Here is a 17766-nt window from a genome sequence, read left to right on the forward strand (position 1 = left end):
GCGGCAGGGCCGGGCCGGTAATGTTTCGCGGGGAGGCGAAACATCGTTGGGCTTCTGGCAGATCAGCGCGGACACGCTGGCGAACGGGCGCTTCGTCGTCTCGCCGCTGGCGGAGGCCATCGCGACCCTGAAGGCGCTGGAGCGGGGCACGGCCGCGCACCCGGGCGAGCGCGCGTGGCTCGACGCCCACCTGCCGGCCTACCGGGCGCGGCTGGCGGCCGACCCGGTCACTGCCCTGCTCATACGGGCCGCGCTGGGGCCCACCTGGAACGCCGACTTCCTCACCCCCACGCCCACCGGCGAGGACTCCTCCTTCGAGGAGGAGCTGGCGAGCATCCGCGAGACACCACCCGGCCAGGCCCGCGAGGACCTGACCGTGTCGCTCGGCGGCCCGCTCCCGCCCGCCCTGCACCGGTCCGACCTGCCGGAACGCCTCGCCGGCCACGTGGAGTGGGTGTGGCGGGAGTCGGTGCTGCCCTACTGGCCGCGGCGCCGCCGCGTCATCGAGGCCGACGTCGTCGCCCGCACGGCGCGGCTGAGCCGGGGCGGCTGGGCGGCCGCCCTGGACGGCCTGCGCCCGGGGATGCGCTGGCTGGGGGACGGGCGGCTGCGCATCAACGCCTACGACCATCCGCCGCGGGACCTCTCGGGTGCGCGCCTGATGTTCGTCCCAGTCACACCCCGCCAGGGCTGGGTCTCATGGGACGACTCGGACCGCTCCGCGGTGGTGTACCCGTGCTCGGGCACGCTCGCCGGCGTCCCGGCCGAGCCGCCCGAGGCGCTGGGCCGCCTGCTGGGCGACGCCCGGGCCGGCGTCCTCGTGCTGCTGGACTCCCCGAAGAGCACGACCCAGCTCGTGGCCCTCACCGGCCAGGGACTGGGCTCGGTCGGCCGCCATCTGAAGGTCCTGCTGGACGCCCGCCTCGTGGGCCGCAGACGTTCGGGCCGCTCGGTGCTCTACTACCGCACGGAGACCGGCGACGTGCTGGTCCGGGCTCAGACCGCGGAAACCGGTTGACGGGGGCGGGATGATGGCTTGTGCGCCATCATGTAGTGCTCGGCCGAGGCGTACGTGTGGCCGTCCTCCGTGAAGGCGACCGGCCACCACTGGCTGAGGCAACCGGGGCCTACGAGGCGGCTCTCCCGAGGCGCTCGGAGATTTCGCGCAGCACCGGCAGCAGCTCCGGCGGGTCGAGCACCTCGAAGTCGAAGCCCTTGACCGCGATCCAGACCGCCAGCTCGTCCAGCGAATTGGACCCCGCGAGGAACAGGCACGTCCCCGCGTCCACCGCCGCCAGCCGCCCCGCCCCCGGCGACGTGCGGGGGGCGACCGCCTCCAGGGGCGCGTGGAAGAGGATGCGGGCCTGGTAGCGGTAGGGCGCGGAGGTGATGGCGCGCGACACGTACGAGGCCGCGTCCTGTTCCGGCACCGGACGCGGCGTGAACCGCGCGCCCTGCTCCCCCAGCGGGCCCTCGACGCGGTCCACGCGGAACGTCCGCCAGTCCTCCTTGGCCACGTCCCAGGCCAGCAGGTACCAGCGGCGGGGCGTGTGCACGAGCCGGTGTGGCTCCACCTCGCGCGTCGCGACCCCGTCCCGGCCCCGGTAGCGCAGCCGCAGGCGGCGGTGGTCCCGGCAGGCGGCGGCGAGACCGGTGAGCACGTCGGCGCTCACCGGCGGGGCCGCGGCGCCGGCGAGCGGCACCGTGGCCTCCTGGAACGCGCTCACCCGATGCCGCAGCCGCGACGGGAGCACCTGCTGCAGCTTGGCCAGCGCCCGCAGCGCCCCCTCCCCCAGCCCTGCCACGCTGCCGGTCGCGGCCGTCCGCAGGCTGATCGCCACGGCCACCGCCTCCTCGTCGTCGAGCAGCAGCGGCGGCAGCGCCGCTCCGACGCCGAGCCGGTAGCCGCCGGCCACGCCGGGGGTCGCGTCGACGGGATAGCCGAGCTCGCGCAGCCGGTCGATGTCACGCCGCACGGTACGCAGGCCGACCTCGAGCCGTTCGGCCAGCTCGGCGCCGGTCCAGTCCATGCGCGACTGGAGCAGGGACAGCAGGCGGAGCAGCCGCGCCGAAGTCTCCAACATGAAGGCCATTCTGCCCGCCATCGGTGCCAGAACCTGTCACCAATCCCTTCTACTGTCGCAGACATGACGAACACCGCCATCACGCCGTACCGCATCGACATCCCCCAGGCCGACCTCGACGACCTGCGCGACCGCCTCCGGCGCACGCGCTGGGCTCCCGAGCTGCCCGGCACCGGCTGGGAGCGCGGCGTGCCCACCGGCTACCTGCGCGCCCTCGCCGAGTACTGGGCCGACGGCTTCGACTGGCGCGCCCAGGAGGCGGCGCTGAACGCGTACCCGCAGTTCACCACCGCGATAGACGGCACGGACCTGCACTTCCTGCACGTCCGCTCGGCCGAGCCGGACGCCACCCCGCTGCTGCTCCTGCACGGCTGGCCCGGCTCGGTCGTCGAGTTCCTCGACCTGATCGGCCCGCTCACCGACCCGGCGGCGCACGGCGGCTCCGCCGCCGACGCCTTCCACCTGGTGATCCCGTCGCTGCCCGGCTACGGCTTCTCCAGCCCGCTGCCCGGCCCCGGCTGGACGGACGGCCGCACGGCCGCCGCGCTCGTCGAGCTGATGTCCAGGCTGGGGTACGACCGGTACGGCGTCCAGGGCGGGGACGTCTCTGCCTTCATCGCGCCCCTCATGGGGCGGGCCGCGCCGGACCACGTGATCGGCGTGCACGTCAACGGGCTGCTCACCTTCCCGGACCCGGCGGTGATGGGGTCGCTGACGGAGGCCGAGCAGGCGCGGCTGGCCGGGATGAAGGAGTGGCAGGACAAGCTCGGGGCGTACCTGCAGGTGCACGGGACCCGGCCGCAGACCATCGCCGCCTCGCTGCACGACTCGCCGGCCGGGCAGCTCGCCTGGATCGTGGAGAAGTTCAAGGACTGGACGGATCCGGCGGCGAAGCTGCCCGAGGACGCCGTGGACCGGGACCGCATCCTCACCGACGTCAGCATCTACTGGTTTACGGAGACGGCGGGCTCGACGGCGCACACGTACTACGAGCGGTTCAACGACTTCAGCATGTGGGGGCCGCGGGAGCGGGGCACGGTGCCCACCGCGGCGGCCGTCTTCCCCACGGACTTCTCGGTGCGGCCGCTGGCCGAGCGGGTGCACAACGTGGTGCGCTGGTCCGAGTTCGACCACGGCGGGCACTTCGCGGCGCTGGAGACGCCGGACGTGCTGGTGGCCGACCTGCGCGAGTTCTTCCGGTCCCTGACCTGACGGCGCTCAGGGCAACTCGGCGAAGCGCTCGACCTTCTCGGCCCGCCCGGCGGCGACGGCCTCGCAGACGAGGCTGAACATGACCACCTTGCGCACGACGCGGCGCACGTCGCTCATGCTCAGCGTCTTGGTCTCCGCCTGCGCCGCGATCCTGGCCCGCAGCCCCAGCCGGCCGGAGAGAGCGGCGCAGTAGGGTGGATCGCGGAGGCCACTGATGCGCGCACGCGATCTCGCCGTCGAGTTCCCGACGGTCACCCTCGACACCCCGGCGCTCGAGGCGGCCAAGCTGCTGGCCGAGCAGGACCTGCCGGGGCTCATCCTGGTCGACCAGGACGGCCGCCCTCTCAGCATCCTGCCCGGCACCCAGGTGCTGCGCCTCGCGGTCCCTGCCTACTGCCAGGACGATCCGGCGCTGGCCCGGGTGGTGGACGAGGCACACGCCGACCTCTTCCTGCGGCGGCTCGGGGGCAAAACGGTGCGGGAGTGCCTGCCCGAGCAGCCACGGGAGCTGCCGGTGGCCGACATGAAGGCCACCGTGCTGGAGCTGGCCGCGTTGATGGCCCGTACGCGGAGCCCGCTGGTGGCCGTGGTGGACGGCGAGCGGCTGGTGGGGGCGGTCACGCTGCAGTCGCTCCTGGACCACGTGCTGGAGCTCTGATCAAGGTCTCCAGCGGGGCCGCGGCCCGGGGTCGCGGGTGTGGGGTAAGGATTTAAAGAAACGTTACCCGACCAGGGGTGTTGGCGTGACGGAGCGGGCAGGTGATCAATATCCACACCTCTCTTCGAGACGAGAAAGGTGGTGTGCGACATGGCTGACCAGCCGACGCGTCCGACGTTCGACATGGACCAGCACCCTGACATAGCCGCGCTCCGCGCTCGCTACGACTGGGTTTCCCAAAGACCTTCAGGGCAGTCCGTCAGCGGACTCGCCTTCCTGAGCGGCCTCTACCTGGCCATCTCGCCATGGGTGGTGGGCATGTTCGGCCACACAACCCTGACCGTCAACAACCTCGTCACCGGAATCGCGGTGGCGCTGGTGGGGGCCGGGATCGCCTCGGCTTACGGCCGCATACATGGCATCACCTGGGTCATGCCGATCATCGGCGTCTGGACCGTCATCGCCCCATGGGTGCTGCCTCCACACGGGGCCAGCACCTCTTCCATCGTCAGCAATGTGATCACGGGGGCGATCATCCTCGCAACCGGCTTGGCCTGCGCCGCGCTCGGCTTCATGTCCACACGACGACGCTGAGCGCGCGATGGCGGAGGGCGGCGCGTCAGTGTACGGCGGCCCTCCGCCGGTCCATGACGAGTTACACGGTGCACGAGTTACGCGGTGCACGAGTTACGCGGTGCACGGGACGAGCAGCGCGTTCTCGCCTGCCCAGCGTTCGAGCAGCTCGGCGTCGTGGCTGATGGCGAGCACGCCTGCCCCTGTGCCCTTCCGGTATGCCTCGATCCGGGCGACCAGGTGGGCCTGGGTGGAGGCGTCGAGCATCGTGGTCATCTCGTCGCAGATCAGGTAGCGCGGTTCGAGGGCCAGCGCCCGAGCCACGCAGGCCCGCTGGAGCTGCCCGTCCGACACCTCGTGCGGGCGGCGGCCGTACAGCTCGGGCGTCAATCCCATCTCCTCCGCCAGCCGGTACGCCCTTTCCACCGGCCGTCGCGCGGCGCGCAGCGGCTCGGCGATCACGTCCAGCAGCGTGAACCGCGGGTCGACGGCGAGCCGGGGCTGCTGGAAGATCAGGCCGATCGAGGTGATGAGGGCGGGCGCGCGGTGCCGCCACCGGGTCACGGCCTCGCCGTCGACGGTGACCGTGCCCGCCGAGGGGCGCAGCAGCAGGGCGAGCACGCGGGCCAGGGTCGACTTGCCGCACCCGCTGGGGCCCGCCAGGCCGACGACCTCGCCGGGGCGTACGGACAGCGACACCCCGTCGAGCACCCGGCGGCGGCCGAACGAGACCGTGATGTCGGTGGCGTCAAGCATGGTGGCAGGCCACTCCCTTCTCGTTCATGTCCGGCCGGTCCTCGCACGCGGGCGTGGCCTGCGGGCAGCGGGGCCGGAAGGCGCAACCGTCCGGGAGCCGGGTGAGCTCGGGCGGCTGGCCGGGGATCGGCTCGAACCGCCGTGACGGCAGCGCGTCCAGCAGCCCTTTCGCGTACGGGTGCCGGGGCCCGGCGAAGAACGCGCCCGCCTCGGACCGCTCGACGATGCGGCTGGCGTACATGACCGCGATGTCGTCGGCCACCTGCTCGGCGGCGCGCAGATCGTGCGTGATGATCAGCACCGCGCGGCCCTCGTCGCACAGGCGGCGCAGCTCGGCCATGGTCGCGTCCACGAGCGGCCGGTCCAGGCCGGTGGTGGGCTCGTCGGCCAGGATGAGCGGCGGGTCGCCGGCCAGCGCGAGGGCGTTGGCGACGCGCTGGGCCATGCCGCCCGAGAGCTGGTGCGGGTAGCGGTCGAGGTCCTGGGGGCGCAGGCCCGCGCGTTCGGCGAGCGCGTCCGGGGTCTCGGCGCGGCCGAGCTCGCGCAGCGTCTCGGCGAGCTGGGCGCGGGCCGTGCGCACCGGGGTGAGGTGGGCCGCCGGGCTCTGCGGGACGAGCCCGATCAACCGGCCGCGCACCTGCCTGGCCAGCACCTTCTCCGGCGCGGCCACCAGGTCCAGCGAGTCGAGCCAGGCGTGACCCGTGACGGTGACGTTGCCGGGGAGCAGGCCGAGCAGGGCGTGCGCCATCACGGACTTGCCGCATCCGGACTCGCCCACCACCGCCAGGCAGCGCCCCTCGCGCAGCTCGAACCGGGCGTCCGTGACGGCGTGCACGACCGCGCCGGGGATGCGGAAACGTACCGACAGCCCGTCCACGCGCAGCTTCACAGCGCCAGCTCCGATCTCCAGCGCGGGTTCGCGCGGTCCCGTATGTGCTGCGCCAGCCCGGACACCGCGAGCGTGGGCACCAGGATCAGCAGCCCGGGGAAGAGGCTGGACCACCAGTCGCCCGCCAGCAGCGACTGCCGGCCGTCGTTGATCATGTTCCCGAGGGAGGCCAGGTGGGCGGGCAGCCCCAGTCCGAGGAAGCTGAGCGCCGTCTCGTGCCAGATCGCGTGCGGGATCATCAGCACGGTCGCCAGCAGCAGTTGCGGCGCCAGGTTGGGCAGGAAGTGCCGGAGCACGATCCGCAGGCGGCTCGACCCGCCGGAGATCGCCGCGTCCACGAACGGCCGGCCGCGCAGCGACAGCACCTCGGAGCGGACGATCCGGGCGGCCGTCGTCCAATGGGTGACGGCCACGGACACGACCACCGCGGTGGCGCTGGGCGCGAACAGCGCCACGATGAAGATTCCGAACAGCAGGTGCGGCAGCGAGTTGAACCCGTCCACCACCCGCATCAGCAGGCGGTCCGCGAACCCGCCCGCCGCGCCCGCCACCAGCCCGACCAGCCCGCCGATCGTCACGCTCGCCACGGCGGCCACCAGCCCCACCAGGAGCGAGACCCGCAGCCCGTAGATCGAGCGGACCAGCACGTCCCTGCCGACCTCGTCGGTGCCGAAGGGATGGGCGAGGGTGGGCGGCAGCCCGGCGGCCCGCAGGTCCACCAGCTGCTGGTCGAGCCGTACGGCGAGCGGCACCAGCACCACGGCCAGGACCAGCACGGCGATCGTCCCCACGGCGAGACGGCGACCCGGCGTCATCAGCCCGCCCCGAGCACGCGCACGCATCAGCCCACCTCGAGCACGCGTACGCATCAGCTCACCCCGAGGACGCGTACGCGCGGATCGGCCACCGTGTACGCCAGGTCGGCCAGCAGGTTCCCGGCCACCACCGCGACCGTGGCGAGCAGCGTGAGCGCCGCCAGCAGCGGGAAGTCCACCGCCAGCGCCGCCTTGATCGTGGTCCCCGCCACCCCCGGCCAGGAGAACACCGACTCCACCAGGATCGCCCCGGTCACCAGCTCGGGCACCCGGGCCCCGACGATCGTGATGAAGGGCAGCAGAGCCGAGCGCAGCGCGTGCCGCAGCAGCACGGTGCGCTCGCGCAGCCCACGCGCCCTGGCCCCGGTCACGAAGTCCTCCCGCAGCACGCCGATGACCGACTCCCGCACGAACAGCAGCAGCCACGACGACTGCGAGAACGCCAGCACGGCCACCGGCAGCACCATGTGCCGCAGCAGGTCCGGCAGGGTGACGGCGGCGGAGGCGGCATCGGTGAGCCCGCCGGCGGGCAGCCAGCCCAGCGTCACGGAGAACACCCAGATCGCCAGCAGCCCGACCCAGAAGACCGGCGCCGCCTCGTTGGTGAACGCCGTCCCGGTGACGAGCCGGTCCAGCCACGAGTCGCGCCGCCAGGCGGCCAGCGTGCCCACGGCCAGGCCGGCGGCCAGCATCAGCACGAGCGCGCAGCCGACGACCAGCAGCGTCCAGCCCAGCCGCTCGCCGATCACCTGGGCGACCGGCAGCCGCAGCGACCGGGACTCGCCGAGGTCGCCGCCGAGCAGGTTGCCGAGCCAGGTGACGTACTGCTCGACGAGGGGCCGGTCGAGGCCCCAGTTCGCCCTGATCTCGGCCATGATCTGCGGGCTCGTGACCATCGCCCGCTCGCCCAGGTACTGCCGTACGGGGTCGAACGGGGACGCCTTGGCCAGCGCGAACATCCCGAACGTCACCGCCAGCAGCAGCGGCACGGCGAACGCCAGCCGCCAGGCCACGATCCTGACCCAGGTCACGAGGCGGGCTTCCAGCTCACGACCGTGCCGAGCAGGCCGCCGGTGGCGTGCTCGTGCGCCTCGACGCCTGGTGTGAGGCCGGTCCAGTTCCCGCGTACGACGTAGGTGTGCTTGAGGTAGACCAGGTACAGCCAGACGGCGTCGTCGCTGATGCGCTTCTGCACCTCGTCGTAGGCCTTCTTGCGGGCGGCCTGGTCGGACGAGCGGCGGCCCGTGTCGAGCAGGCGGTCCACGTCGGGGTTCTGGTAGCGGCCGGGGTTGAAGTAGCCCTGGCCGGAGAAGGACGAGTGGAACAGCTCGTAGTTGGTGTAGTCGGGGTCGTACGGGCTGCCCCAGCCCATGATCAGCGCGTCCTTCGACAGGCGCTGGTCGATGGCGTCCCAGTCGAGCCCGGCGAGCCGCACGTCGATGCCGACCTGCTTGGCGTCCGAGGCCACGGCCAGCGCGAGCTCCTTGCGCAGCGAGTCGCCCGCCGGGTACATGAGCGTGAACCTGGCCGCCGTGCCGTCCTTCACCCTGATGCCGTCCGCGCCCGGCTTCCATCCGGCCTGCTCCAGCGTGGCCACGGCCGTGGCCCGGTCGGGTGCGGGCGAGCCGGCCACGGCGGGGTTGTGCCAGCTCGTGTCGGGCGCGACGGGCCCGAACGCCGGGCTGCCCGCGCCGGCCAGGATCGCCGACACCATCGCGGCGCGGTCCACGGCCAGGCCGAGCGCCTTGCGGATGGCCAGGTCGCCGGTCACGGGCTGCTCGAGCGGGAACATCACCCCTCTGTAGTCGGCGGTCGGCACCTCGTGAACGGTCATCCCCTGCTGATTCCTGAACCGGGCGACCGCCTTGGGCGGCAGCTCGGTGGCGGTGAACTCGCCCGCCGCCATCCTGGTCGCCCGCGCGTTGTCGTCGGAGGTGTACGCGAGGACCAGGTTCTTGATCGCCGGGGCGTCGCCCCAGTAGCCCTCGTTGGCCTTGAGCGTGATCTTGTCGCCCTTGGTCCAGGACACGAACGCGTAGGGTCCGGTGCCGACGGGCGTGCCGGACAGGCCGGAGCCGTCGGGGACGATGCCGAGTGTGGCCCGCTGGAGGATGGGGGCGTACGGGTGTTTGAGGTGGAAGACGACGGTGCGCGGGTCGGGCGCCGCCACCTTCTCGATGGCGGCGTAGTCGCCCCTGATGGGCGAGTTGTTGGCGGGCTTCAGCACCTGCTCGTACGTGTAGACGACGTCGGCGCTGGTCAGCGCTCTGCCGTCGTGGAACGTGACACCCTGGCGCAGCGTGAAGGTGACCTTCTCGCCGTCCACCGGAGGCAGCGACTCGGCCAGCGCGGGCTCCAGCTTCAGGCCGGGGGTACGGCGGACCAGGCCGTCGAAGACCAGCGCCCCGCCGTCCGGGGCGTAACCGAGCACCGGGTTGAGCGAGTCGGGCTCGGACCCCAGCCCCAGCACGGCCGTGCCCTGCGCGGGCGCCGCCACGGGCTGCGAGGGAGTCGAGCACGCCGTTAACGCCAGGACAATTACCCCGAACAGGGCCGATCTTCGCCTCATGCAGGCGACCTTAAGGCGAAGATATCGCTATTGCAAGAAGCTCGCAATTGCTGCACCCCCGCGAACGGGGCTTCCAGGCGGCGTCGTGGCACGCGCTGGGCTCAGGCGTAGCGTGCCGGATCGACCCCGCGCAACATCATCCCCTGCCCCCTGGAGCGGTGCACGTCGCCGGCGGGCAGGTCCCGCGGGTCGCGGTACTGGATGAGCAGGGTCGTACGGGCCTCGTCCGCCCGGTTGACGCCCGACCCGTGCACGGTGAGGTAGCTGAGGAACAGCACGTCGCCCGCCTCGGCCTCGACCGGGACGGCCGACTCCAGCGGCCATTGCGACAGCGGCAGGTGCCATCCGCCCTCCTCGATGTGCGGCAGCGGCCCGTTCCTGTGGCTCCCCGGCACCACCCGCACGCACCCCTTCTCCTCGGGCGCGTCGTCGAAGTGGAAGATGGCCGCGCCCATGGTGTGGCGCGTGTGCGGGAAATGGGCGGCGTCCTGGTGCATGGGGAACGGCGAACCCTTCTCGGCGGGCTTCACGAAGATCTTGGTGTGGTGGAGCTGGACGTTCTCCGAGCCCATCAGGGCCGCCGCCACGTCGGTGAAGCGCGGATCGACCATGAGCCGGGCGAACGCGGCCGAGTAGAACTGCGCGTCGTGGCAGTGCCGCAGCTCGGTCGCGCCCCCGCCGAGCTGCCGCGCGCTCCCCCAGGTCGGATCCGTCGGGCGCAACCGCGCGAGCACCCCGTGGCACTCCTCCCGGTACGTCCGCGCCTCACCCTTGCTGAGCAGCCCTTTGACCAGCAGGTAACCGTTGTCCCTGTAGTACCGCACCATTGCCGAATCGGTCATTCGCGTTCTCCCGCCGCGTACGTGGCCCATCTCGGTGATGCCCACCGCCGGGCGGCCCTTGACACCTTTTCCGGAAACACCAGGTGGTGTGGCCGCGAGCCGCCGGTGCGGGAAACTAGCGGGGTGACCATCGAGAACGACGATCGCCCCGGCCCGCCCGTGACCAGCACTTCCATCATCCTGCTCACGCTGGCACGCCGGATCGAGACCGAGCTGGGCGCCGCGCTGGCCCCGCTCGATCTCACGGTCAGCCGGCTGGCGCTGCTCGGTCACATCTCCGGCGTGCCCGGGGTGTCGTTCAGCGAGCTGGCGCGGATGTCGGGGACGACGGTGCAGAGCGTGCACACCGCGGTGAAGGCGCTCGCCGGCGCGGGGCTGGTGCGCGACAGCACGGCCCGCGCCGGGTCGGCCTCGACGATCGAGGTGACGCCCGAGGGCGCGCGGCTGCTCGAGGCGGCGCAACAGGCGGTGGCCGGGGTGGACGAGCTGCTGTTCGGCCCGGACGCGGACCCGATCCAGCGCCAGATCGCCGACGCGGTGCAGGCGGCCTTCCGCACACCTTGATCGTGCGCGGGGGCGCCGCCCGGCCCGCCAGGCGGCGCCGCCCCGCCGGTGCCGCGCGGGCGCCGAGCCAGGCGGCGAAGGCCGCGGCGAGCTGGTACGCGGAGGCGTTCACCGCCATGGCCAGGGTCGGCGCCGCCGAGGCGGCGGACAGGACGCGCGCCTGCATGCCGGGGATGACCGAGAATCCCACCGCACCGAGCACGAACACCATCACCGCGGTGATCACCATGCTGGCGCTGACCGCCCACATGAGGACGAGTGCCGCCGCGAGCGCACCCAGCAGCCCGAGCTGCGACCGCATCGGCGCCCGATCCGCCAGCCGGCCGCCGGCGAAATTGCCGGCGGCCGCGCCGACCCCGTACACCAGCAGCAGGACGGCCACCGCCGCGGCCGGGAAGCCCGTGACATCCGTGACCAGGGGCGCGAAGAAGGTGAACACCATCAACAGCCCCGCGTTGCCCACGGCCGTGACCGCGATGGCGAGCTGCACGTCACGGGCGCGGAACACCCGCAGCTCGGCCACGGCCGACGTCCCGGCCACCTCGTCGCGCACGTCCGGCACCACCCGCCACACCAGCAGGAACCCGGCCGCGCAGCACGCCGCGACGGCCAGGAACGTGGCCCGCCAGCCATGGTCGGCGCCGATGAACGTGCCGATGGGCGCGCCGAGGATCATCGACAGGTTCATCCCGAAGACGAGCTTGGAGACCGTGGAGGCCTGCTTGCCGGGCGGGGCGGTGGACACCGCGATGACGATCGCGTTCGCGAAGAACGTGGACGTCACCAGCGACGTGACGATCCGGGCCGCGAAGAGCACGCCGTACGCGGGCGCGAGCGCGGAGGCGAGGTTACCGGCGACGGTGATCCCGAGCATGACCAGGATGAGCGGCTTGCGCGGAAAGCGGGCGGTGAGCGCCGTCAGCACGGGCCCGCCGACGATCATCCCGATGGCGTACGCCGTCACCAGCAGCCCGGCGGCCGGGATGGAGACGGCCAGGTCGGCGGCGATGTCCGGGAGGATCCCGGCGATGACGAACTCGCCGGTCGTGATCCCGAAAACACACACCATCAGGGACGGCACAGTGGGTCTCATCAGCCTCAGCTCTCCTTCTTTACAGATCAGTACAAAATGAGGGCGTAAAAATGGCCGCGGCTCGACGGACCGCGGCCGGATCTCTACAGGGCGGCGACGGCCCCCTCGACGACGTCCAGGAGGGCGTTCCTGTCGTCGGTGACCTTGGCGAGCACGCGCAGGCCGTAGTACGCGCTCTGGAACGCGCGCGCCACCTGGAGCGGCGTGCGCTCGACTGACAGCTCGCCCGTGCTCTGCCCGATCTCCACCAGCCGGCACAGCGCCTGCTCCAGGTCGGTGAACTGGCGGCGCACCAGTCCAGCGACGGCCGTGGTGCGCCCGCTGGACTCGGTGGCGGCGTTGAGCGCCAGGCACCCGCGCCGGCCGGGGTCGGCCATGTCGGCGTCGATCACGCCGAGCATGAGATCCCTGAGCCGCTCGCGCACCGACCCGGCCTCGGCCAGCATCGCCAGCTGCGCCTCGGCCTTGGTCTCGGCGTAGCGGCGGATCGCCGCCTCGTACAGGCGGTGCTTGCTGCCGAAGGCGTTGTAGAGGCTGCCGCGCCCGAGTCCGGTGCGCTCACACAAGTCCTGGGTGCTGGTCGCTTCGTAACCCTTCTCCCAGAACACCGCCATCGCTGCGTCGACGACTGCCTCATCGCTGAACTCACGCGGCCTGCCCATGGCAGGAGGCTAGCTCATTTTGTACAGCTCAGTAAAGAACGGCTATGGCGTGGTGGCGCAGTACTCGCCGGTGCCGCCGCTGTGGCGCATGCACACCCGGTCCCCGCTGACCAGCACCACGGCGGGCCGGAAGTCCCCTTCGAGCGCCGTGCCGGCGACGGTGGTGTCCAGGGAGCCGGGGGTGGGGACGTCGTTGACGGTGAAGGAGAAGGTGGCCGTCACCGGCGCGGGCCGGATCATGAACCAGTAGCGGTAGTCGGCGGGGACTCCCCGGATCTCCTGGCAGACCGTCGCCTCGGGCGCGCAGACGAGGTCCTCCTGCGCGGAGGCGGCCGGGGACAGTCCCCCGAACGCGAGGATTCCCGAGATCACGGCCGCCACGACGGCGAGGCGGCGGGGAAGACGGGACTCTGGCTTGGGGGGCATGCTCGTCACCTTCCTGACCGGGGCATGAAAGCGTCCCGCCCCCGGGGGGCCGGGACGACAGGTCGCAACATCATCATGCGATCGATCATCCGGCCTTGCCAGCTGTCTGGAGGACGTCGATGCGCTGGCAGAGGCCGTGGACGAAGCGGGCGCGGTAACTCGCGCCGTCGTGGGTGAGATCGACCGCCCAGTGGTGCGGGGCCTGGCCTTCGAGGTGGACGGCGCCGGGGAAGCTCGCGCTGACGTCGCCGACGACGCATCCCCAGGGAGCCAGCTCGTCGAAGGAGAACGCCCTCGGGCCCGCGGGGCGGACGAACCACTGGTTCCACACCTCGCCGCCGGGGCCGGTCAGGACCTCGAACTCCAGCCCCGGCCAGGCGGGCAGGGCCCAGCGGGCCACGTCACAGGTCAGGCTGCCCATGGAGGTCGTGCCGGCGTACGACGGAGGGCCGAGCAGCCTCCGCAGCCCCTTCGGGGGCCTCGGCGAGTGGAGCATCCGCGTCCACTGGGCGTGGGCGGCACGCAGCTCGGCCCTGGACGCGCCCATGGCGTCCAGCGCCTCCTCCACCCGCTCGGGGTTGAGGTCGCGCATCCGGTGCATCAAGGACAGCTCGAACTCCCGTACGCCGAATCCCATCCACCCGTTCTACCTGCTCCCGGAGCGGGCGGGGCCTCAGCAGGCGCGACCGCTCAAAGATTCGATAGATTCGATAGAAGGGCTTCCCCCATAGCTGAAGGCAGGGGTCCGCGCCCTAGATCTCCGATCGCAGGAAGGTAATCGTTGGACTACGAACGCCAGCCGTACAGAAGGTGCGGCCGTAGCGGTCTCCTCCTCCCCGCCGTGTCGCTCGGCCTGTGGCACAACTTCGGCGGGGGCAAATCCCTCGACAGCCAGCGCGCCATCTTCAACAAGGCACTCGACCTCGGCATCACGCACTTCGACATCGCCGACCGCTACGGCCCGCCGTTCGGCGCCGCGGAGGAGACGTTCAACCGGCTGCTGCCGCGGTCGCTGCGTGACGAGGTGGTCGTCACCACCAAGGGCAGCAACCCCATGTGGGACGGCCCGTACGGCAAGGGCAACTCGCGCAAGCATCTGCTGGCCACGCTCGACCGGTCGCTGAAGCGGCTCGGCCTCGACTACGTGGACATCTTCTACCTGCACCGCGACGACGAGGACACCCCGCTCGAAGAGCAGGTGGCCACGCTCGACCACATGGTCCGCACCGGGCGCACGCTGTACGTGGGCGTGTCCAACTTCTCGCCCGAGCGCACCGCGCAGGCCGCCCGGCTGCTGCGCGAACTCGGCACCCCGCTGCTGATCCACCAGCCGTCCTACTCGCTGCTCAACCGGTGGATCGAGCAGGACCTGCTGGGCGTGCTCGAGCAGGAGGGCGTCGGCTGCGTGGTCTACTCGCCGCTGGCCCAGGGCCTGCTCACCGACCGCTACCTCGACGGCATCCCCGCCGACTCGCGGGCGGCGGAAGGGCGCTTCCTCACCCCCGACAGGGTCACGCCGCAGGTGCTGACGTTCGTGCGGACGCTCGCCGAGCTGGCCTCCTCCCGCGGGCAGACGGTGGCGCAGCTCGCCCTGGCCTGGGCGCTCAGGGACCCGCGCGTCACGTCGGTGCTGGTCGGCGCCTCCAGCCCCGAGCAGCTGGAGGCGAACGTGGCCGCCGTGGACCGGCTCGACTTCAGCGACGACGAGCTGGCCGCCATCGACCGCGCCGCCAAGGAGGCGGGCATCGAGGCATAGAGCATCTCCCCGCGGGAGCGCATAGGGGATATCCCTCGTAAGAGCTAGGACCTTCGCTCCTGGCGGGGAACCGCCGCCACCCGGGCGACCGGCACGATCGTGGCATGACCACGACCGGACGATGGACTGCCTGGGCGGCGGCCTCCTGGACCCTGCTGTACGTCGCATCCAAGATTCACTTCGCGCTCACCGACCGCCTCAGTGTGACCGGCGGCCCGCACGTGGCCCCCGAGAGCTATCTGAAGTACGGGCCCGGCGAGGTCGCGCGCGCCCAATGGGCCAACGCCGCCTCCGGCCTGTTCGTGGCCGCCCTCGTGCTGGCCTCCCTGGTGCCGATCCGGCGGCCGTTCCTCCGCCGGGCGATGGCCGCGCTGCTTTGGCTGTGCACGGCGGTGGCCGCCGCGGGCGGGATCGGCATGACCGGGGGCGCCCTGCTCACCGACCGGGGCGGCGCCCTCTTCGGCGGCTACTGCGCGGTGTGGGCCGTGCTGCTCTGCCTGGCCACCCTCTCCTTCCACCGCCGCCGCCCCGTCCCGCACGCCGCCGCCATAATGGAACATATATCCCGTTAGTGTGCTACGTTGACTCCTTAAAGGAACATTGATCCCATTAAGGAGTGATTTTTCATGGAATATCGGCAGTTGGGGGCGTCCGGGCTGAAGGTGCCGGCGTTGAGCTTCGGCGCCGGCACCTTCGCCGGGAAGGGCGAGTTGTTCGGCGCCTGGGGCAGCACCGACGTGGCGGAGGCCCGGCGGCTGGTGGACATCTCGCTGGACGCCGGGGTCACGATGTTCGACACGGCCGACGTCTACTCCGACGGCGCCTCGGAGGAGGTGCTGGGCCAGGCGCTCAAGGGGCGGCGGGACCGGGCCCTCATCTCCACCAAGGCGGGCCTGCCCACAGGCGACGGACCCGGTGACGCGGGCACCTCGCGGCCCCGGCTGGTCAAGGCGGTCGACGACGCGCTGCGCCGCCTCGGCACCGGCCACATCGACCTCTTCCAGTTGCACGCCTTCGACGCGTTCACCCCGGTGGAGGAGGTGCTGTCCACGCTCGACGACCTGGTCAGGGCGGGCAAGCTGCGGTACGTGGGCGTCTCGAACTTCTCCGGCTGGCAGCTCATGAAGTCGCTCGCCACCGCCGAGCGGTACGGCTACCCGCGTTACGTGGCGCACCAGGTCTACTACTCGCTGGTCGGGCGGGACTACGAGTGGGAGCTGATGCCGCTCGGCCTCGACCAGGGCGTCGGCGCGGTGGTGTGGAGCCCGCTCGGCTGGGGCCGCCTCACCGGCCGGATCCGCCGCGGCCACCCCCTCCCCGCGGGCAGCCGCCTGCACAAGACGGCCGCCTTCGGGCCGCCGGTGGCGGACGAGCACCTGTACACGGTGGTGGACGCCCTCGACGAGATCGCCGCGGAGACCGGCAGGTCCATCCCGCAGGTCGCACTGAACTGGCTGCTCCAGCGCCCGACCGTCTCCTCGGTCATCGTCGGCGCCCGCGACGAGTCGCAGCTCCGGGAGAACCTGGGGGCGATCGGCTGGAACCTGACGCCCGACCAGGTGGCGCGGCTGGACGCGGCCGGCACGGTGACGGCGCCGTACCCGTACTTCCCGTACCGGCGCCAGGAGGGCTTCGCCCGGCTCAATCCGCCGGCCGTGTAAGTGAGCTATGCCGTGCGCAGGCGGACGGGGCCGAACAGGCCGGTGCTGCGCTGGCCGGGGAAAACGAAGTGCGTGGGGCTGATCTCGTCCAGGTACGGGGCGAGGGTGCCGAGGACGAGGACCTCCACGGTGTTCTCGCCTTCGTCCAGCCGCACGTCGAAGGTGTAGGGCGAGCACACCCTGATCCCGCAGGACCGCCCGTTCACCGTCACCTCGGCCGTGCCCCGGACCCTGCCGAGATCGACCACGCCCGGCCCGGCGGCGGCGCTGATCGTGGTGCGGTAGCGGACGCCGCCGCTGTAGCCGGACAGCCCGCGCTCCTCCCAGTCGCCGAGCCGCATCCGGCCGGGGCCACAGGTGAAGCGGACGGGGCCGGTCAGGGCCCCCGTCACCGCCAGCTCGGTTCCGTGGATCCGCACGGGACCCGCCGCGTCCACCTCGACCCCGGTCATGCCGGGCGGCGGATCGAGCAGGAAGCGCTCGGTGCGCGGACGGCTGCCTGGCATGGCGAACGTGGCGGGCAACGCGGTCACGCGGCCATCGAGCCAGCCCGCCTCGGGCAGCGGATGCGGCCGGGGACGCAGATGGAGCGCGGCCGGGTCGCCGTGCTGGCGCCGCCGCACCCGCGGACTCGACCGCCAGCCGGGGCCGGAGACCACGAGGCCGTCGACCAGGACCCAGCCGCCGGACTCCACCGTGATCGTGTTGTCACCGGGCCGGAGCAGGTGGGACACGTCGTAGCGGCGCACGCGCGGGATGTCCGCCTCCGCGTACGGGTCGAAGCCGCCCTGTCTGCCCGCCTCCTGCCCGTTCACCAGCACCCGGCAGTACGCGGTCGAGGCCACCTGCAGCACCTCGTACGGCGGCTCGCCGGCGCGCACGGTGGTCTCCATCGGCCCGCCGATCCATTCGGGCCGCGCCGCGTCGGACGGGTCGGCGACCACGCAGGCGTAGGCACGCAGGTCGAGCTCCTCGTCCGGGACGAGCCGCAGCTCCAGCAGGTGCTCGCCGGGCGCGAGCGGCGAGCGCGAGACCGCGGCGTACCCGGTGTCGACCAGCGGCAGCTCCTCGCCGTCCAGCCACACGGTCTTCGCCGCCCCGGCCCCGACCGCCAGCCAGCCGGTGCGCGGGACGGTGAGCACGCTGCGGAAGCGCGCCTCCTCCCCCGCGCGCACCTGCCCGCAGGCCAGGAACACGCCCGGGACG

Annotated in this window: 18 protein-coding genes and 2 pseudogenes; 8 read left to right on the plus strand and 12 right to left on the minus strand. The window is 72.3% G+C overall.

Annotated elements, in window-relative coordinates; all coding sequences use genetic code 11:
* The first annotated feature begins 46 nt into the window (after nt 1-46).
* Nucleotides 47-1018 carry an ArsR/SmtB family transcription factor gene (locus ABN273_RS53840; RefSeq protein ID WP_349457518.1) on the plus strand — a complete coding sequence of 324 codons (972 nt, stop codon included), beginning with the start codon at nt 47-49 and terminating at the stop codon, nt 1016-1018.
* A gap of 109 nt (nt 1019-1127) precedes the next feature.
* Here the strand turns inward: ABN273_RS53840 and ABN273_RS53845 are convergent, their stop codons facing one another.
* Nucleotides 1128-2084, minus strand: coding sequence for a helix-turn-helix transcriptional regulator (locus ABN273_RS53845; protein ID WP_349457519.1), 957 nt, complete (start codon nt 2082-2084; stop codon nt 1128-1130).
* 63 nt (nt 2085-2147) lie between these two features.
* Between ABN273_RS53845 and ABN273_RS53850 the strand changes: the two genes are divergently transcribed.
* The 3 genes from ABN273_RS53850 (at nt 2148) to ABN273_RS53860 (ending at nt 4548) form a co-directional block, all read left to right on the plus strand.
* Nucleotides 2148-3296 (plus strand): epoxide hydrolase family protein, encoded by a 1149-nt coding sequence (locus ABN273_RS53850; RefSeq protein WP_349457520.1) that lies wholly within the window; start codon nt 2148-2150, stop codon nt 3294-3296.
* A 214-nt stretch (nt 3297-3510) separates the two neighbouring features.
* Complete coding sequence (locus ABN273_RS53855) at nt 3511-3954, plus strand: CBS domain-containing protein (protein ID WP_349457521.1); 444 nt, start codon at nt 3511-3513, stop codon at nt 3952-3954.
* Between the two features lie 150 nt (nt 3955-4104).
* Nucleotides 4105-4548 (plus strand): SPW repeat protein, encoded by a 444-nt coding sequence (locus tag ABN273_RS53860; protein WP_349457522.1) that lies wholly within the window; start codon nt 4105-4107, stop codon nt 4546-4548.
* A gap of 93 nt (nt 4549-4641) precedes the next feature.
* Here ABN273_RS53860 and ABN273_RS53865 read toward each other — a convergent pair whose 3' ends face one another.
* From ABN273_RS53865 to ABN273_RS53890, 6 genes are all read right to left on the minus strand, one after another.
* The gene (locus ABN273_RS53865) at nt 4642-5283 is read right to left on the minus strand and encodes an ABC transporter ATP-binding protein (RefSeq protein WP_349457523.1); all 642 of its coding nucleotides are present in this window, start codon (nt 5281-5283) and stop codon (nt 4642-4644) included.
* The gene (locus ABN273_RS53870; protein ID WP_349457524.1) at nt 5276-6172 is read right to left on the minus strand and encodes an ABC transporter ATP-binding protein; all 897 of its coding nucleotides are present in this window, start codon (nt 6170-6172) and stop codon (nt 5276-5278) included. Before ABN273_RS53870 ends, ABN273_RS53865 begins: the two co-directional genes overlap by 8 nt.
* Nucleotides 6169-7014 carry an ABC transporter permease gene (locus tag ABN273_RS53875; protein ID WP_349457525.1) on the minus strand — a complete coding sequence of 282 codons (846 nt, stop codon included), beginning with the start codon at nt 7012-7014 and terminating at the stop codon, nt 6169-6171. The genes ABN273_RS53870 and ABN273_RS53875 overlap by 4 nt, the downstream gene beginning before the upstream one ends.
* A gap of 26 nt (nt 7015-7040) precedes the next feature.
* On the minus strand, nt 7041-8018 hold the full coding sequence (locus tag ABN273_RS53880) for an ABC transporter permease (RefSeq protein WP_349457526.1): 978 nt from the start codon (nt 8016-8018) through the stop codon (nt 7041-7043).
* Nucleotides 8015-9556, minus strand: a complete 1542-nt coding sequence (locus ABN273_RS53885; protein WP_349457527.1) for an ABC transporter substrate-binding protein — start codon at nt 9554-9556, stop codon at nt 8015-8017. Before ABN273_RS53885 ends, ABN273_RS53880 begins: the two co-directional genes overlap by 4 nt.
* A 101-nt stretch (nt 9557-9657) precedes the next feature.
* Nucleotides 9658-10398: a phytanoyl-CoA dioxygenase family protein gene (locus ABN273_RS53890; RefSeq protein ID WP_349457528.1), complete on the minus strand. Its 741-nt coding sequence runs from the start codon at nt 10396-10398 to the stop codon at nt 9658-9660.
* A 123-nt stretch (nt 10399-10521) separates the two neighbouring features.
* On the opposite strand from ABN273_RS53890, the gene ABN273_RS53895 reads away from it, so the two are divergent.
* On the plus strand, nt 10522-10962 hold the full coding sequence (locus ABN273_RS53895; protein WP_349457529.1) for a MarR family winged helix-turn-helix transcriptional regulator: 441 nt from the start codon (nt 10522-10524) through the stop codon (nt 10960-10962).
* Between the two features lie 130 nt (nt 10963-11092).
* Here ABN273_RS53895 and ABN273_RS60060 read toward each other — a convergent pair.
* The 4 genes and pseudogenes from ABN273_RS60060 to ABN273_RS53915 form a co-directional block, all read right to left on the minus strand.
* A pseudogene (locus ABN273_RS60060) lies at nt 11093-12055 on the minus strand (MFS transporter); the annotation flags it as partial.
* A gap of 83 nt (nt 12056-12138) precedes the next feature.
* Complete coding sequence (locus tag ABN273_RS53905; protein ID WP_349457531.1) at nt 12139-12717, minus strand: TetR/AcrR family transcriptional regulator; 579 nt, start codon at nt 12715-12717, stop codon at nt 12139-12141.
* 42 nt (nt 12718-12759) lie between these two features.
* On the minus strand, nt 12760-13143 hold the full coding sequence (locus tag ABN273_RS53910; protein ID WP_349457532.1) for a hypothetical protein: 384 nt from the start codon (nt 13141-13143) through the stop codon (nt 12760-12762).
* Between the two features lie 85 nt (nt 13144-13228).
* Nucleotides 13229-13780, minus strand: coding sequence for a hypothetical protein (locus ABN273_RS53915; RefSeq protein ID WP_349457533.1), 552 nt, complete (start codon nt 13778-13780; stop codon nt 13229-13231).
* A 144-nt stretch (nt 13781-13924) separates the two neighbouring features.
* Between ABN273_RS53915 and ABN273_RS53920 the strand changes: the two genes are divergently transcribed.
* The 3 genes from ABN273_RS53920 (at nt 13925) to ABN273_RS53930 (ending at nt 16560) form a co-directional block, all read left to right on the plus strand.
* A complete protein-coding gene (locus ABN273_RS53920) occupies nt 13925-14899 on the plus strand; it encodes an aldo/keto reductase (RefSeq protein WP_349457534.1) in 975 nt (324 codons plus the stop codon).
* A 104-nt stretch (nt 14900-15003) separates the two neighbouring features.
* Complete coding sequence (locus tag ABN273_RS53925; RefSeq protein ID WP_349457535.1) at nt 15004-15471, plus strand: hypothetical protein; 468 nt, start codon at nt 15004-15006, stop codon at nt 15469-15471.
* A 54-nt stretch (nt 15472-15525) separates the two neighbouring features.
* Nucleotides 15526-16560 carry an aldo/keto reductase gene (locus ABN273_RS53930; protein ID WP_349457536.1) on the plus strand — a complete coding sequence of 345 codons (1035 nt, stop codon included), beginning with the start codon at nt 15526-15528 and terminating at the stop codon, nt 16558-16560.
* A gap of 5 nt (nt 16561-16565) precedes the next feature.
* Here ABN273_RS53930 and ABN273_RS53935 read toward each other — a convergent pair.
* Nucleotides 16566-17766, minus strand: a pseudogene (locus tag ABN273_RS53935) (hypothetical protein); the annotation flags it as partial.

The sequence above is a fragment of the Nonomuraea sp. B19D2 genome (assembly GCF_040137845.1).
GTDB lineage: Bacteria > Actinomycetota > Actinomycetes > Streptosporangiales > Streptosporangiaceae > Nonomuraea.